The organism is Paenarthrobacter sp. NPDC089322 (genome assembly GCF_040684895.1).
In the GTDB taxonomy this organism is placed as follows: domain Bacteria; phylum Actinomycetota; class Actinomycetes; order Actinomycetales; family Micrococcaceae; genus Arthrobacter.
In genome coordinates this window covers 1-15,443 of record NZ_JBFBGW010000031.1, presented here as the reverse complement: position 1 = coordinate 15,443, position 15,443 = coordinate 1, and the positions used below count along the sequence as shown (strand labels likewise).

Genomic DNA, 15,443 nt, shown 5'->3' with positions numbered 1-15,443 from the left:
ATATAGGCCGGAACGAACCCGGGGAACTCAAACGCCCGGTCGTAGCCGCCCTTGCGGGCCTCGTCCCGGATCGAGTTGCCGTAATCGAACACCTCGGCCCCGGCGTCCTGGAACTCCACCATCGCCTGGACGTGGCGGGCCATGGAGGTCTGGGCCTTCTTCGTGAACCCTTCCGGATCGGCCGCGGCCTCGGTGTGCCATTCCTCGACGGTGATGCCCTCGGGCAGGTACGACAACGGATCATGGGCGCTCGTCTGGTCCGTGACGACGTCGATCGTCAGCTCGCCGGCCTTGTGGCGGCGGAGCAGTTCCGGGAACACCTCGGCGGCGTTGCCCACATACCCCACGGACCAGCCGCGGCGCTCAGCCTTGGCCTTCAGGACCTTGGCGATCGCGGTGTCCAGGTCGGTCTCGACCTCGTCCAGGTACCGCTTACCGGCACGGCGGCGCAACCGGGACTCATCCACATCAACAATCAAGCACGCGCCGTCATTCAACGTGACCGCCAACGGCTGCGCCCCGCCCATGCCACCGCACCCGCCCGTGAGGGTCAGGGTCCCGGCCAGCGGGCCCTCGGTCGAACCTTCAGGGGCGGGCGCCGGGTGGCGGCCCTGCTCAGCAAGCTTCCGTCCGACGGCGGCGAACGTCTCGTACGTGCCCTGCAGGATCCCCTGCGTGCCGATGTAAATCCAGGAACCGGCAGTCATCTGCCCGTACATGGTCAGGCCCTCGGCCTCGAGCCGGCGGAACTCCGGCCACGTTGCCCAGTCCCCCACCAGGTTCGAGTTCGCCAACAACACCCGCGGCGCCCATTCATTCGTGCGGAACACACCCACCGGCTTGCCGGACTGGACCAGAAGGGTCTCGTCCTTCTCCATGGTTTCCAGCGTCCGGGTAATCGCATCAAACGCAGCCCAGGAACGCACCGCCCGGCCCGTACCCCCATAAACCACCAGGTCATCCGGACGCTCAGCAACCTCCGGATCCAGATTGTTCATCAACATCCGCAACGGCGCCTCGGTCTGCCACGACTTAGCGGTCAACTCCGTACCCCGGGCAGCCTTGACCGGACGGGCTCCTGTAGTGAAATCGGCAGTCATTCTTTACTCCTCAAAAACAATTTCAGCGGGGTCTAGCCCAGGTTCTTGGACTTGAGCCATTCCTTGGCAATCTCGCCGATGTCCTCGAATTTCGCCACGCGACCGTTCATCGTGATGAGGTCCTCCGTGGTGAGCGCGGCGGAGACCTTGTCCAAGGTTTCCTTGACGGTGTCGGTGGACTTCTTCTGGTTGATGACCGGGACGATGTTCTCGGACAGGAAGAGGTTCTTGTTGTCTTCGAGTGCCACGAGGTTGTTTTCCGCCAAGGCAGGATCGGTGCTGAAGAGGTCCGCAACCTGTACCTGACCGGAAAGGAGGGCGTTCAGCGTCAGCGGCCCACCGGCGTCGAGCGCTGAAAATTCCTTGAACTCAAGGTTGTAGACGGACTTCAGGCCGGCCACGCCGTTGAGGCGGGTCTTCCACTCCGGCGGACCACCCAGGACGAGTTCCTTGGCCACCGGCTGGAGGTCCTCGATGGTCTTGAGGTTGTACTGCTCGGCGGTTTCCTTCTTCACGGTGAGGACGTCCTTGTCCTCTGCTTCGGAGGCCGTGAGGACCGTCAAGCCGGACGGGATCTTGGTGCCGAGTTCCTTGATGACGTCCTCGGACGAGACAGCCTTGGTTGAAGAATCGAGGTACTGCAGGAGGGCTCCGCCGTATTCGGGCATGAGGTCGATGGAGCCGTCCTTGAGCGCGGGAATGGTGACTTCGCGGCTGCCGATGCTCGGCTTTTCCGTGACTTCCACGCCCTTGGCTTTGAGGGCCTCTGCGTAGATCTTTGCGATCAACTGGCTTTCGGGGAAGTCGGCCGAACCGACGATGATGCTGTCGCTTGAGGCTCCCGCGTTAGCAGTGTTGGATGTGCTCATGGGGTCCCCGCCGCCGCAGGCGCTCAGGGTCAGGGCGGCAACGGCCGCGAGGGTGAATCCGGTGATGTACTTCTTCATGTCAACTCTCCTGAAATGGGCGCTGCAGGGCATGCAGCGGCCAGGTGGGGGTGGGTGGAGGTGAATCTTCGCGCCGGCGTGCCGGCTCATAGTGTTGCTTAGACCGTGACGGGGGTCTTCACGGCTTCGGCTGCGGGGGCCGACTTGATGGTTCGCCGCGTCAGTCCTGGTGAGACGACCCGGCGTGTGATGAATGCGAGCAGTTGGTCGAAGAACAGGGCCAGCAGTGCAACCAGGACGGCGCCCGCAACCATTTGGCTGTAGTCGTTCTGGGCCTTGCCATCGATCAGGAGCCGACCCAGGCCGCCGAGCGAAATGTACGCCGCGATGGTCGCCGTCGAGATGATCTGCAGCAACGCGCTGCGCACGCCGGACAAAACCAGCGGAAGCGAGCACGGCAACTGGACATCGGTGAGAATCTTCATGGTCCGGAAGCCCATGCCTTTGGCAGCGTCGACGGCGGCAGCGTCCACCGCGCGCACGCCGGCATAGGTGTTGGTCAGGATGGGTGGAACCGCGAGCAGGATCAGCACGATCAGGCTCGGCAGGATGTAGCCCATCCGCGACGGGAACGAGGGCGAGATCACCAGGACCAGCAGGATCAGGAGACCGACGCTGGGCAGGGCACGCAATGCGTTGGCCAGCCCGGCGATCATGAACACGCCCTTGCCTGTAACTCCAATGTAGATGCCCAGCGGCACCGCGATGATGGCGGCGATGGCCAAGGCAATCAGGGAATACAGGAGGTGTTCGCCAATGAGCGTAGGGATGCCGTCAGCGCCGGTCCAGTGTGCGGGGTCGAACAAGTAGTTCACGATGCCACCACCTTGGGGGTCCACGGTGTGAGCCACCGGTTGAGAAGGATAATCAGCCCGTCAAGGATCATCGCCAAGACGACGCAGAGTACGATGCCCGCGATGATCGGCGTGAAGAAGCGGAGCTGGAAGCCCTGCGTGAACAGCGTGCCAAGCTGCGGAATACCCAACAGCGCGGCAACGGACACGAGGCTCACGTTGGACACTGCGGCCACACGCAGGCCTGCACAGATCACGGGAACACCCACGGGAAGCTCCACCTTCAGCAGGCTCTGGTAGCCGCGGTAGCCCATGGCCTTGGCGGCCTGGACCGTGTCTTCGGGCACGGACTCCAAGGCATCAGCCACCACACGCACCAGCAGTGCCACGGTGTAGATGGTCAGGGCTGCCACGATGTTCAGCGGATCAAGGATCTTGGTGCCCAGGACCAGCGGAAGCAGCACAAAGAGCGCCAGGGACGGAACGGTGTAAAGGAGACCGGCGACGCCTACCAGCAACGGGTAGATCCGCCGGCTCCGGTGTGCCCACCAACCAAGGGGAAGGGCGATCAGCAGCCCCAGGACCAAGGGAATGACCGCGAGCGCAACGTGCCAGCCGAAGAGGAAGACGATGTTGTCGAACTGCCGGCCCAGCCATTCAAAGTTCATCGGGCCGTCTCCAGATGCGGCTCGGCTTCGATGGCCTTGACGACGTCCGTAGCGGTGACGGTGCCGATGAGCTCTCCGTGCTCGTTGACCACCACGCCGCGCCGGCTTGGCGAGGAGAGCGCGGCATCGAGCAACTGGCGCATGGTTCCGGAGGCGGCGGCGGGAATTCCGCTGAGGTTCAGGTGTTCGCGCTTCAGCTCGCCGTTGAGAAGGTCCGGCTGTGCCCAACCGAGGGGCTTGCGGCCGCCGTCGACCACCAACACCCAAGCACCCGACGCCTTGGCGCGGGCCTCCTCCGCGGAAGCACCAAGCTGGACCACGGCTTCTTCGCCGATGGCGACATTGCCTGCAGTCTTGGTGAAGCCGAGCGAACGGTAGCCGCGGTCGCGGCCTACGAAGTCGGCCACGAATTCATCGGCAGGCGAGGTAAGCAGTTCCGATGGCGAAGCCATCTGAGCGAGCTTGCCGCCAACACGCATCACGGCAACCTGGTCACCGAGCTTGAGGGCTTCGTCGATGTCGTGGGTGACCATGATGATGGTCTTGCCGATTTCGCGCTGCAGGCGGAGGAACTCGTCCTGCAGTTGCCCGCGAACCACGGGGTCAACGGCGCTGAAGGGCTCGTCCATGAGCATGAAGGCAGGGTCCGAAGCGAGTGCACGGGCAACTCCGACGCGCTGTTGCTGGCCTCCGGAAAGCTGCCACGGGTAGCGCTTGGCGAAGCTGGCGGGAAGACCGACGCGCTCGATCAGTTCAAGGGCTTTGGTCCGGGCCTTCTGGCGGCTCTCGCCCAGCAGGACGGGCATGGTTGCCACGTTGTCGACGATTGTCTTGTGGGGGAAAAGGCCGGCGTGCTGGATGACGTAACCGATCCTGCGGCGAAGCAGCGCTGCGTCCATGCCGGAGGTTGGCTCGTCATCGAGGTAGATGGTCCCGCTGGTGGGTTCGATGAGGCGGTTGATCATCCTCAACGAGGTGGTCTTGCCACAACCCGAGGGACCAACCAGGATGGTCAGTTTCCCGGTGGGCGCCTCCAGATTGAGGCCGTCGACGGCGACGGTGCCGTCCGGGTAGGCCTTGGTGACGTTTTCAAACTTGATCATTTCTTTTCCATGCTTTCCTGGGGCACTTCATGGTCTTCGTCGGGTTCCTCGAGGATGTTGTCTGCTACTTTCACCAGTTCCTCGCCAAATGTCTGTGCCTTCGCCTGGTCCAAGCGGTAACTGGGAACGACGATGCTGAGGGCTGCCACTGTGCGGCCGCCGATCACAATGGGCGCAGCGACGGCTGTGATGTCGTCTTCAACGCCGCTTCGCACGATGGCGTAGCCGCGTCCGTTCTGCCCGCCGGTCAGGACCTTGCCTGCGGCGGACCCTTCCAGCGGAATGCTCCTGCCGACCCAGCTCGTGTGCCGGACAGAGCGCGTACCTTCGACGATGGCGATGTAGATTCCGGTTTCCCCAGGACCGGGAATGCTCAAGTAGCAGGACTCGCCCGTTTCCGCCACGAGCCGCTTCATGTGCGGCGTGCAGAGGGAAACCAGGGATTCCTGTCCCAAGGCGAGGGCTCCCAGCTGGATGACGCTGGCCCCGGGGCGGAAGTTGCCGCCCGGATCGCGTGTCACGAAGCCGCTGCCTTCCAAGGTACGGAGGAGGCGGAGCGCAGTACTGGCAGACAGGTCGACTACGCGTGCGGCGTCGCTGAGGCTGATGGACCCGTCAGTGCACACAGCACTGAGGAGGGCCAACGCTCTTTCGACCGTCCGGGTGGAGGAGTCTGCTGCCACTGTTTGACCTGCTTTCGAGTGGTCTAAATCACCATGTCTTGCCATTCAGTAAAAATCAACTTTCATCAAATGGCAAGAGCTTAAGCAAACATTTCATGGTGCCCTCAGCTTTAAGACACCCCGCCCACGTAGACAGGGAACCCCTTCACAGCCAGGTAACACTGCCTCCAAGCCTTGTCATGTGGTGGCATCTGGTTTTTACTTGGTGGCAGTCACCCCAATCGGAGGAACACGTGGAAACCGTCAATCAGCTCCTCGCATCAATCCAGGACGTTGGCCGCGATTCAGTGCGCGGAGGCTACTCCCGGGCCGTCTATTCAACCCCCGAACTCGACCTCAGGCACTGGTTCATCGAGCAAGCACAGCACCGTGGCCTTGACGTCGAAACCGATCGGAACGGCATCATGTGGGCTTGGTGGGGGAAGCCGCAGGATGGCGCGCTGGTCACTGGCAGCCATCTCGACTCCGTCCCCGGCGGAGGCGCCTTCGACGGGCCGCTCGGTGTCGCCTCGGCGCTGGCCGCCGTCGACATTCTGTCCGCCCGCGGAGTCCAGCCTTCACGCTCGCTGGCCATCACCGTCTTTCCCGAAGAAGAGGGCTCTCGCTTTGGCGTGGCCTGCCTGGGCTCACGGCTCCTGACTGGTGCCATCGACGTCAACAAGGCGCTGAACCTGCGGGACACCAACGGCAACTCGTTCGCGGACGTCGCCAAGGATAACGGACTGGATCCGCGGCACGTCGGCCCCGACGCCGTAGCGCTGGCGCGAATCGGCGACTTCGTCGAACTCCATGTGGAACAGGGCAAGGGCCTCGGGCAGACCGGGCCAGCCGTCGCCGTCGGAAGTTCCATCCTGGGGCACGGACGCTGGAAGCTGAGCGTGAACGGCCAAGGCAACCACGCCGGCACAACGCTCATGGCCGACCGCGCCGATCCCATGGTTGCGGCTGCACAGATCGTCATTGCCGTCCGCGACACTGCAGCCAGGCAACCCGACGCCCGGGCAACGGTGGGCCGCCTGACACCGGTTCCCGGCGGCACCAACGTCATCGCGTCACGGGTGGATCTCTGGCTCGACGCCCGCCACCCCGACGACGCTGTGACCGCACAACTCATCGAAGCGATCTACCGTTCGGCCAAGGAAGCGGCCGCCGGCGAAGGCTGCACAGTGACGCTGACCGAGGAATCCTACAGCGATACCGTGCACTTCGATCCGGGCCTCAGCAAACGCATCGCCAAGCTGCTGCCCGGAGCACCCGTGCTCGCAACGGGGGCGGGACATGATGCCGGCGTTCTCGCGGGCTACGTTCCCTCAGCGATGGTTTTTGTCCGCAACCCCAGCGGCATCTCGCATTCACCTGAAGAGTACGTGGCCGACGAGGACGCCTCCGCGGGTGCTGTGGCGTTGGCCGACGTCCTGGAGGGACTCCTGTGACCGCTTTCTGGTGCGAGACAGCCCTTGTCGAGGTGGACGGCGGCACGGAGGCAGCCCGGGGAGTTCGCCTGGAAACGCACGAAGGCCGTATTTCCGCCATCACCGTCGGCGCACAGCCGCAGCCCGGGGACACGCCCCTGGCCGGCGTCGTCTTTCCGGCTGCCGCCAATGCCCATTCGCACGCTTTCCACAGAATCCTGCGCGGGCGCACGCATGACGGCCGCGGAGATTTCTGGGTGTGGCGGGAGCAGATGTACAAGAGCGCCTCAGAGCTGACCCCGGAGAAATACGAGAAGCTCGCCACGGCAGTGTTCGCCGAAATGGTCGTCACAGGATTCAGCAGCGTTGCCGAGTTCCACTACGTCCACCATCAGCCCGACGGGGCACCGTATGCGGAGCCGCACGCAATGGAACTCGCCCTGGCCCGCGCAGCCATGTCCGCAGGGATCCGCCTTACCTTGCTGGACACGTTGTATCTTGCCGGAGGGATCGGAACCCCACTCAGCGCCGAGCAGGCACGATTCGGGGACGTCAGCGTCCACGGATGGCTTGACCGCCTGTCCTCCCTGCGGACCACCATCGCGGGGAGCTTCCCCCCGGAGCACGTGAGTGTTGGTGCTGCCCTGCATTCAGTCCGGGCAGTGCCGGAAGAGGACCTCAAAACCGTCTCGCAACAGTTGCCCACGGACATCCCCCTGCACATCCACCTGAGCGAACAGCCCGCTGAAAACGATGCCTGCCTCGAGGCCTACGGCACCACGCCCACAGGCCTGCTGGAACGTCACGGTTTGTTGTCCGGCAGGCTCTCCGCCGTCCACGCGACACACCTGACCAATGAAGACATCACACTGCTCGGGAACGCGGGTGCGACCGTCGTCATGTGTCCCAGCACCGAAGCAGACCTCGCGGACGGCATCGGACCCGCGCGGGAACTTTCCGACGCCGGAGCAGCCATCGCCCTGGGCACGGACCAGCACGCGGTGATCGATCCCTGGGTTGAGATGCGAACCCTGGAGCACGGTGAGCGTCTCGGTTCGGGCCAGCGCGGCCGCTTCACCCCGCAGGAACTGTTGCGTGCCGCGACGGAGGGTGCGGTGAGGTCCATGGCCACTCCCGTTGCCGGGCCGGCGCTGCAGCTTGGCGGAGTTTGCGACCTCATGGTGGTCGATCCCGCCTCTACGCGCACGGCCGGTTCCCGCCCGGCGCAGTTGGCCTTCAGCGCAACGGCCAGCGATGTGATCGGCGTCGTCGTTAACGGCGAGTTGCTTGCATCGCGGGGTGCGCACCTGCACCTCGGCGAGCCCGGCGCGCTCCTCGCGGAAGCACTCAGGGACTTCTCTTAGTCGCCCTTTTGTGGGGCCCGGGTCGGGTAGTTGATGACGACGGCGGACGGTGACGTTGCGCTCATCAGGCACCTGCCGCCGTCGTGCTTTGCGTTCACTTAGTAGAGCCAAAAGGCGTGTTTTCCGCTAACCTGCCGAGGTTGAGCGCGCATCCAGCTTTGCTTCACAGCTTGAATGCGCAAACATGCGTTAACAGTATGAATGCACGTCATCTGCATCACCTTGACTGGCACTTGCCCGATATGGCGTGCAACACTGTGTAGCGCGAGTGCACCGGCGTCCCCGTCGGAACAGCCGATGACGTCCCGCACCGTGAATCCCACACCACCATTCCCGAGGGAGACCCATGTCCAATCCCAGCACCCACGGCGTGCCCCCAGTGTCCCGGAAAGTGGTCGGTTTGGCCGTTGCCGGAGCAGTGGGCGGCTTCCTGTTCGGCTTCGACTCTTCCGTAGTCAACGGTGCCGTGGATGCCATGAAGGACGAGTTCCACATGAGCGAGGCCGTGACCGGCTTTTCTGTAGCCGTTGCCCTCCTGGGCTGCGCGCTGGGCGCCTACCTGGCCGGCAAGGTCGCCGACCGCTACGGACGCATCCCCGCCATGAAGATCGGTGCGCTGCTATTCCTGGTGAGCTCCGTGGGTACCGGGCTGGCGTTCGGCGTGTGGGACCTGATCTTCTGGCGCCTGGTGGGTGGCCTGGGCATCGGCCTGGCATCCGTTATCGCCCCGGCCTACATCTCCGAGATTTCCCCGCGGCACGTGCGCGGTCGCCTTGCCTCGCTCCAGCAGCTTGCCATCACCACCGGCATTTTCGCTGCGCTGTTGTCGGACGCGGTGCTGGCCAACTCCGCCGGAAGCGCCGCAAGCATGTTCTGGCTGGGCATCGAGGCCTGGCGCTGGATGTTCATCGCCTGCGCACTGCCCGCCGCCGTGTACGGGTGGATCGCGTTCCGGCTGCCGGAGTCCCCGCACTTCCTGGTGCTCAACGGCAAGGAGGACGACGCCCGCCGGATCTTCGACACCCTCATCCCCAACGACGACACCGAACGGCACATCCGCGACATCCGCGAGTCCATCCAGCAGGACCAGCTTTCCAGCAAGAAGGGCTCACTGCGCGGCAAGACCTTCGGCCTTCAGGCAGTGGTGTGGATCGGCATCATCCTGTCCGTGCTGCAGCAATTCGTGGGAATCAACGTCATCTTCTACTACTCCACCACGCTGTGGAAGGCCGTCGGTTTCCAGGAAAAGGACTCCCTCACTATCTCCGTGGCCACGTCCATCACCAACATCCTGGTGACCCTCGTAGCGATTGCTTTGGTGGACCGCATCGGCCGACGTCCCATCCTGCTGGCCGGCTCGATCGGCATGGCGGCTTCCCTCGGCGTCATGGCCTTGGCGTTCTCCTCGGCCACGGGCACCGGTTCCGAGATCACCCTTCCGGGTGCTTGGGGCCCGATTGCGCTGGTAGCCGCCAACGTCTTCGTGGTCAGCTTCGGGGCTTCGTGGGGTCCGCTGGTGTGGGTCCTTCTCGGCGAGATCTTCCCGTCCCGTATCCGTGCCCGGGCACTTGGCCTCGCGGCGGCGGCGCAGTGGATCGCGAACTTTGCCATCACGCTCAGTTTCCCCGTCATGGCGGCAGGTTCGCTGCCGCTGACGTACGCCATGTACGCGGCGTTCGCTGCGGCGTCGTTCTTCTTTGTGATGCTCAAGGTTCCCGAGACGAACGGCATGTCGCTCGAGCAGGCCGAGACCCTCTTCGTTCCCAAAGGCGCGCCGGTGGCACCGTTGCCGGTGGGTTCGGACGAACCCAAGTAAGGCTGCTTCAGTTTTGGAATGAACCGTTGATCTTGCTGATGACGGGTAGGGCCGCGGCAAGATCGTCAATCTCCTGCTTGCTGAGGTTTTCGAGGAGCCCTGCCACCGTTGCGTTGCGCCGCTGATTGGCGGATTCGACGGCGGCGCTCCCGGCTTCGGTGATGACCACCTGGACGGCACGGGAATCCTCCGGGTCGGCTTGCCGCATGAGCAGGCCGCCGCGCTCAAGTTTGATGATCTGCTCCGTAGCGCTGGGTACCTTGATCCCAAGGTTCCGGGCGATGTCTCCGACGCGAAGCCCGCCGTCGGACGTCATGGAAAGCAGGCTGAGCTGCGCGGCGGTGAGTTCACCCTCCGGGTCCAGCCGTCGAAACAGATACACGCCGAGGCGCAGCGCCTCGCGGAAGTCCTGGGCGAGGTCAAGGAGGCGTTGGTCCTGCGCGGCACTCATATTTAGGCACCCTAATAGTTTGGGTATTTGATGGTCAAGCTGCGGCGCACCCAAGTAGGTCGCATTTGTGCACGTTTAGAGGCGTCAAAACGCGCACAAATGCGACCTACTTGGGTCAGAGGGTGAGCTTCATTCCCTCATGGCTCGCGACGAAGCCGAGCCGTTCGTAGAAGCGATGCGCCGCGACGCGCGACTTATCGGTGGTGAGCTGCACGAGCGAACAGCCGCGCTGCCGCGCCTGCTCAATGGCCCACTCGATCATCAGCGCGCCGACACCTTGGCCGCGGAGCACGTCAGAAACGCGGACCGCCTCGATCTGTGCCCTCCAGGACCCCTTGCGCGACAAGCCCGGGATGAAGCTGAGTTGGAAGGTTGCCACGACATCGCCGTCGAGTTCGCCCACCACCAAAAGGTGGGCCGGGTCGCCGTCGATCGCGTCAAAAGCCTGCTCGTACGGCCCTGAATCATCCACACTTTCGCGCGTGGCGCCCAATTGGTCGTCCGCGAGCAGCCGCAGGATCTGCGGGAGGTCGCCTTTGAGCGCGCGCCTCAGGGTAAGGGTTCCATGCCCGACGGCGGCAGTCACCAGGGCGGGCACGGCGGCAGGATCCGTGGTCACCAACCAAGCATGCCATTTTTCTTGGAACTCAGTATTGCTAAGTACCAGTACCTAGTTCTACTATGTAGTGGTAGCTAGCATTACTGAGTACCGAAGGGAGGAGCCTCATGGGCAAGCAAATGACGGAGATGCTCAAAGGCACGCTGGAGGGCATCGTCCTTGCGCTCCTGACCGGCAACGCCGCGTACGGATACGAGATCACCACGCTGCTCCGGGCGCAGGGTTTCACGGAGATCGCCGAAGGCACCGTGTACGCGCTGCTCGTCAGGATCGAGCAGAAAGGCCTGGTGGACGTAGAAAAGCGGCCGTCGGAAAAAGGCCCGCCACGCAAGGTCTACACGCTCAACGCGCAAGGCAGAAAAGAACTGGACGAATTCTGGAACACCTGGAGCTTCCTGTCAGAACGACTCGAACAGCTCCGCAAGGAAGGGAAATAACCATGGCAGCAAAATGGATCGAACTGGTCACCGGATCACTCGAGCAGAAGAAGCAGTACAAGCAAGCCAAAGCACGACTGGACGCCCTGCCGGAGCCATACCTCAGCGTGGCGAACGCCTTCAACCGGTACCTCACGTACTACGGCGGCGTCACCGAGGGAGACACGATCGTCCGGATGTTCAGTGACTTCGCAGACCTGTGGGAACGCGCCGCAATCGACGGCACACCCGTCCCCGAGATCGTTGGCGAGGATCCCATTGAGTTCGCCGAGAGCTTCGCCCAGGCCTACGGCGGAAAGCGGTGGATCGACAAGGAACGCGATCGCCTCATCAAGGCGGTTGATCAAGCGAAAAACAGGGAGGCCGGATCATGACCACCATCACGGGCAACGGAGCAGCCATCCGCGTCCAAGGCATCGAAAAGTCCTACAAAGACCTGCACGTACTCCGCGGGGTGGATTTCGAGGTCGCCCCCGGAAGCATCTTTGCCCTGCTTGGCTCCAACGGCGCGGGGAAGACCACCATGGTCAAGATCCTGTCCACGCTGCTGACAGCGGATGGCGGGTCCGCCGTCGTCGAGGGTTTTGACGTTGCCGCCCAGCCGCTGAAGGTGCGGGAATCCATCAGCCTCACCGGGCAGTTCGCGGCAGTGGACGAAATTCTGTCAGGCCGGGAGAACCTGGTACTCGTGGCGAAGCTGCGGCATCTGAAAGACGCCGGCGCTATCGCGGATGAACTCCTTGCCCGGTTCAGCCTCACGGAAGCGGGTTCCCGCAAGGTGGCCACGTACTCCGGAGGCATGCGCCGGCGGCTGGACATCGCCATGAGCCTGATCGGCAAGCCGAAGGTGATCTTCCTCGACGAACCCACCACCGGCTTGGATCCGGAGGCACGCCTTGAAGTGTGGGACGTAGTGCGGGGACTCGCGCGGCAAGGAACCACGGTGCTGCTCACCACGCAGTACTTGGAAGAGGCCGAGCAATTGGCAGACCGGATCGCAATCCTGCATCAAGGCCGGATCATCGCCAACGGCACCCTTGCCGAACTGAAGCAGCTCCTTCCGCCGGCCATCGTTGAGTACGTGGAAAAGCAGCCCACACTCGAGGAAATCTTCCTGGCGTTAGTGGGCGACAGCGGGACAGTGGGCGACAGCGGGACAGTAAAGGACAGGTCATGAACACGCACTTCTTCGCAGACACTTCCGTGCTGCTCGGCCGCTCCATGCGGCACATCTTCCGCAGCGTGGACACAATCATCACAACGGCAATCACCCCGATTGCCCTGATGCTGCTGTTCGTCTACGTGTTCGGTGGAGCCATCAAGACTGACACGGACAATTACGTCAACTACCTTCTGCCCGGGATCATGCTGATCGCGATCGCGTCCGGCATCGCCTACACGGCAGTCCGTTTGTTCACGGACCTGCAGGGCGGTATTTTCGAGCGGTTCCAGTCCATGCCGATCGCGCGGTCGTCCGTTCTCTGGGCGCATGTACTGACCTCGCTGGTAGCCAACGGGCTGTCCTTGGTCATTATCGTTGGAGTGGCCCTGCTGATGGGGTTCCGGACCTCGGCCAGCGTGCTGGACTGGCTTGCCGTCGCCGGAATGTTGGCGCTCTTCACCTTGGCACTCACCTGGGTGGCCATCATCGCAGGGCTCTCGGCGAAGTCCGTGGACGGCGCGGGTGGGTTCTCCTACCCCTTGATCTTCCTGCCGTTCATCAGCTCCGCCTTTGTTCCTACGGACACCATGCCCGGACCCGTCCGCTGGTTCGCGGAGAACCAGCCGGTCACGTCAATCGTCAACACCATCCAGAACCTGTTCGCCCAGCGTCCCGTAGGCAGCGACATCTGGATCGCCTTGGCTTGGTGCCTCGGCATCATGGCACTGGCCTACGTCTTCGCCGCAGCCGCATACCGGCGGAAGATCTCCTAGAATTCACCCGGCAGAGCTCCCCCTTATCCAGGCGGGAGCTTTCGCCATGCAGACCGATTCGCAATTTGTCAGACATAGGGGATAGCTTGGTCACACCAGATTTGTAACGGTCGTCACTATTGTGACGGGTCCTCCGAAGGGTTCTACGAAATGTCTGACCAGACAACACAGGGGCAGCTCCACGCCTCCAGCAGGGACAGCGAGCCCCACCTGTCACGCTCGCTCAGCAACCGGCACATCCAGCTCCTTGCCATCGGCGGCGCCATCGGAACGGGCCTCTTCATGGGCTCCGGCAAGACCATTTCCGTGGCTGGCCCTTCCGTGATCTTTGTGTACATGATCATCGGCTTCATGCTCTTCTTCGTCATGCGGGCCATGGGGCAGTTGCTCCTGTCCAACCTGAACTACAAGTCCTTCAGCGACTTTGCGGGCGACCTCCTGGGACCCTGGGCCGGCTTCTTCACCGGCTGGACCTACTGGTTCTGCTGGGTAGTCACAGGTGTTGCGGACGTTATCGCGATCGCCGGCTACGCCAACGAGCTCTGGCCAGGCATCCAGTTGTGGATCCCGGGCCTGGCGACCATCCTTATCCTGCTGCTCCTCAACCTCCCCACGGTCAAGGCCTTCGGCGAGACCGAGTTCTGGTTCGCACTCATCAAAATCGTGGCCATTGTCGCGCTGATCGTCGTTGGCCTGGTCATGATCTTCACCGGCTTCCAGTCCAACGCCGGCACGGCCAGCTTCACCAACCTTTGGAGCCACGGCGGCTTCTTCCCCAAGGAATTCATGGGCTTCGTCGCCGGATTCCAGATCGCCGTCTTCGCCTTCGTAGGCATCGAACTCGTAGGTACCGCCGCAGCCGAAACCAAGAACCCGGAGCACAACCTCCCCCGCGCCATCAACGCGATCCCGCTCCGCGTCATGCTGTTCTACGTAGGCGCCCTCATCATCCTCATGTCCGTCACCCCTTGGACCGAGTTCAAGGCCGGCCACAGCCCGTTCATCGCCATGTTCTCGCTCGCCGGCCTCGGCATGGCAGCAACCGTCGTGAACCTCGTAGTGCTTACGTCCGCCATGTCCTCGGCCAACTCGGGTATCTACTCCACCTCCCGCATGGTGTTCGGCCTGGCCAACGACGGCGACGCCCCCAAGGTCTTCGGCCGGCTCTCCCGCCGCAAAGTACCCCAGAACGCCCTGTTCCTTTCCTGCGTCCTGCTGCTGGCCGGCGTCGTTCTCCTCTACGCAGGCAAGGACGTTGGTGCCGCGTTCGACATGGTGACCACCGTGTCCGCCGTCTGCTTCATGTTCGTGTGGTCCATCATCCTGGCCAGCTACCTCGTATACCGCAAGCGCCGGCCGGAGCAGCACGCGGCGTCGCCGTTCAAGATGCCCGGCGGGATTCCGATGGTGTGGGTGGTCTTCGCGTTCTTCGCATTCCTCGTGTGGGCGCTGACCACGCAGCCCGATACGCTCACCGCACTGCTGGTCACGCCCATCTGGTTCGCGATCCTCGGCGTAGCCTACGCGGTGGTGCGCAAGTCGCCCCTGCACCAGGCCCGCGTGGCCGAGTGGAAGGCAATGGCCGAGCGGGAAACCGCCGCAGCCCGCTAGGCCACTGCGGCGCGATCAGCCGCTGCGGCGCGCTGGGCCGCTGCGGCGCGCTGGGCCGCTGCGGCGCGCTGGGGCCGCCAACTGTAAAGCCCGACGTCGGCACTCAACTCTTGGATGCGGACGTCGGGCTTTTGCTGTGGTTAGCGGGGCTGGGCCGGGTTGGTCGGGTCGCCTTGGGACGGTGGGTTGACCGGCGGCCCGGACGTAGCGGGGCTGACCGGTGAGCCGGTGCTGGTCCGGCTGACTTCCGGCGTGGTGGGCGTGGTCGTTCCGCTGGGTTCAGCCCCGCTGGCGAGGGCTTCCGACCGGCTCTGCAGGATTTGAACCCCCCTCAACCCTCTCTCACCAATGCCCCCCTTCCGGCGAACCCTCTCTCACCAATGCCCCCCTTTTCCCTAACCCTCGCTCACTGCGGTCGTCAACTTTTTGAGACAGGTTCGTTGTTTGTTTTGGTTAGGCGGCCAGTGGTTGCTGGGCGCGGGTTTGGTGGTTGGTGTGGGCTT

General features: G+C 63.5%; 16 protein-coding genes. 8 read left to right on the top strand and 8 right to left on the bottom strand.

The genetic code is table 11. From position 1 onward, the window contains the following. The 6 genes from hutU to AB0N65_RS20125 form a co-directional block, all read right to left on the bottom strand. Nucleotides 1–1,100 (bottom strand): urocanate hydratase (gene hutU, locus AB0N65_RS20150; protein ID WP_364165893.1); only part of this gene is annotated, 1,100 nt, incomplete at its 3' end. A gap of 32 nt (nucleotides 1,101–1,132) precedes the next feature. Then, a complete protein-coding gene (locus AB0N65_RS20145; RefSeq protein WP_364165890.1) occupies nucleotides 1,133–2,047 on the bottom strand; it encodes an ABC transporter substrate-binding protein in 915 nt (304 codons plus the stop codon). Between the two features lie 98 nt (nucleotides 2,048–2,145). Further along, nucleotides 2,146–2,862 carry an ABC transporter permease subunit gene (locus AB0N65_RS20140; protein ID WP_364165887.1) on the bottom strand — a complete coding sequence of 239 codons (717 nt, stop codon included), beginning with the start codon at nucleotides 2,860–2,862 and terminating at the stop codon, nucleotides 2,146–2,148. Next, nucleotides 2,859–3,509 carry an ABC transporter permease gene (locus tag AB0N65_RS20135; RefSeq protein WP_364165884.1) on the bottom strand — a complete coding sequence of 217 codons (651 nt, stop codon included), beginning with the start codon at nucleotides 3,507–3,509 and terminating at the stop codon, nucleotides 2,859–2,861. The genes AB0N65_RS20140 and AB0N65_RS20135 overlap by 4 nt, the downstream gene beginning before the upstream one ends. Next, nucleotides 3,506–4,612 carry an ATP-binding cassette domain-containing protein gene (locus AB0N65_RS20130; RefSeq protein ID WP_364165881.1) on the bottom strand — a complete coding sequence of 369 codons (1,107 nt, stop codon included), beginning with the start codon at nucleotides 4,610–4,612 and terminating at the stop codon, nucleotides 3,506–3,508. The genes AB0N65_RS20135 and AB0N65_RS20130 overlap by 4 nt, the downstream gene beginning before the upstream one ends. After that, nucleotides 4,609–5,295, bottom strand: a complete 687-nt coding sequence (locus AB0N65_RS20125; protein WP_364165878.1) for an IclR family transcriptional regulator — start codon at nucleotides 5,293–5,295, stop codon at nucleotides 4,609–4,611. The genes AB0N65_RS20130 and AB0N65_RS20125 overlap by 4 nt, the downstream gene beginning before the upstream one ends. Before the next feature lie 233 nt (nucleotides 5,296–5,528). On the opposite strand from AB0N65_RS20125, the gene AB0N65_RS20120 reads away from it, so the two are divergent. The 3 genes from AB0N65_RS20120 to AB0N65_RS20110 all read left to right on the top strand — a co-directional run bounded on the left by AB0N65_RS20120 (nucleotide 5,529) and on the right by AB0N65_RS20110 (nucleotide 9,887). Next, nucleotides 5,529–6,728 carry an allantoate amidohydrolase gene (locus AB0N65_RS20120; protein ID WP_364165875.1) on the top strand — a complete coding sequence of 400 codons (1,200 nt, stop codon included), beginning with the start codon at nucleotides 5,529–5,531 and terminating at the stop codon, nucleotides 6,726–6,728. After that, nucleotides 6,725–8,071, top strand: coding sequence for a formimidoylglutamate deiminase (locus tag AB0N65_RS20115; RefSeq protein ID WP_364165872.1), 1,347 nt, complete (start codon nucleotides 6,725–6,727; stop codon nucleotides 8,069–8,071). The genes AB0N65_RS20120 and AB0N65_RS20115 overlap by 4 nt, the downstream gene beginning before the upstream one ends. 346 nt (nucleotides 8,072–8,417) lie before the next feature. After that, a complete protein-coding gene (locus AB0N65_RS20110; protein WP_364165870.1) occupies nucleotides 8,418–9,887 on the top strand; it encodes a sugar porter family MFS transporter in 1,470 nt (489 codons plus the stop codon). A gap of 7 nt (nucleotides 9,888–9,894) precedes the next feature. On the opposite strand, the gene AB0N65_RS20105 is transcribed toward AB0N65_RS20110, so the two are convergent. Together AB0N65_RS20105 and AB0N65_RS20100 are read right to left on the bottom strand one after the other, a co-directional pair. Then, nucleotides 9,895–10,338, bottom strand: a complete 444-nt coding sequence (locus AB0N65_RS20105; RefSeq protein WP_364165867.1) for a MarR family transcriptional regulator — start codon at nucleotides 10,336–10,338, stop codon at nucleotides 9,895–9,897. A gap of 115 nt (nucleotides 10,339–10,453) precedes the next feature. Further along, nucleotides 10,454–10,960, bottom strand: coding sequence for a GNAT family N-acetyltransferase (locus AB0N65_RS20100; protein ID WP_364165864.1), 507 nt, complete (start codon nucleotides 10,958–10,960; stop codon nucleotides 10,454–10,456). A 104-nt stretch (nucleotides 10,961–11,064) separates the two neighbouring features. Between AB0N65_RS20100 and AB0N65_RS20095 the strand changes: the two genes are divergently transcribed. The 5 genes from AB0N65_RS20095 (at nucleotide 11,065) to cycA (ending at nucleotide 14,940) form a co-directional block, all read left to right on the top strand. Then, a complete protein-coding gene (locus AB0N65_RS20095) occupies nucleotides 11,065–11,394 on the top strand; it encodes a PadR family transcriptional regulator (protein ID WP_364165861.1) in 330 nt (109 codons plus the stop codon). A gap of 2 nt (nucleotides 11,395–11,396) precedes the next feature. Further along, a complete protein-coding gene (locus AB0N65_RS20090; protein ID WP_364165858.1) occupies nucleotides 11,397–11,768 on the top strand; it encodes a DUF1048 domain-containing protein in 372 nt (123 codons plus the stop codon). After that, nucleotides 11,765–12,571: an ATP-binding cassette domain-containing protein gene (locus AB0N65_RS20085; protein ID WP_364165855.1), complete on the top strand. Its 807-nt coding sequence runs from the start codon at nucleotides 11,765–11,767 to the stop codon at nucleotides 12,569–12,571. Before AB0N65_RS20090 ends, AB0N65_RS20085 begins: the two co-directional genes overlap by 4 nt. Then, nucleotides 12,568–13,329, top strand: coding sequence for an ABC transporter permease (locus AB0N65_RS20080; protein WP_364165853.1), 762 nt, complete (start codon nucleotides 12,568–12,570; stop codon nucleotides 13,327–13,329). The genes AB0N65_RS20085 and AB0N65_RS20080 overlap by 4 nt, the downstream gene beginning before the upstream one ends. Before the next feature lie 150 nt (nucleotides 13,330–13,479). Continuing rightward, a complete protein-coding gene (gene cycA, locus AB0N65_RS20075) occupies nucleotides 13,480–14,940 on the top strand; it encodes a D-serine/D-alanine/glycine transporter (protein WP_364165850.1) in 1,461 nt (486 codons plus the stop codon). Nucleotides 14,941–15,443: the final 503 nt, after the last annotated feature.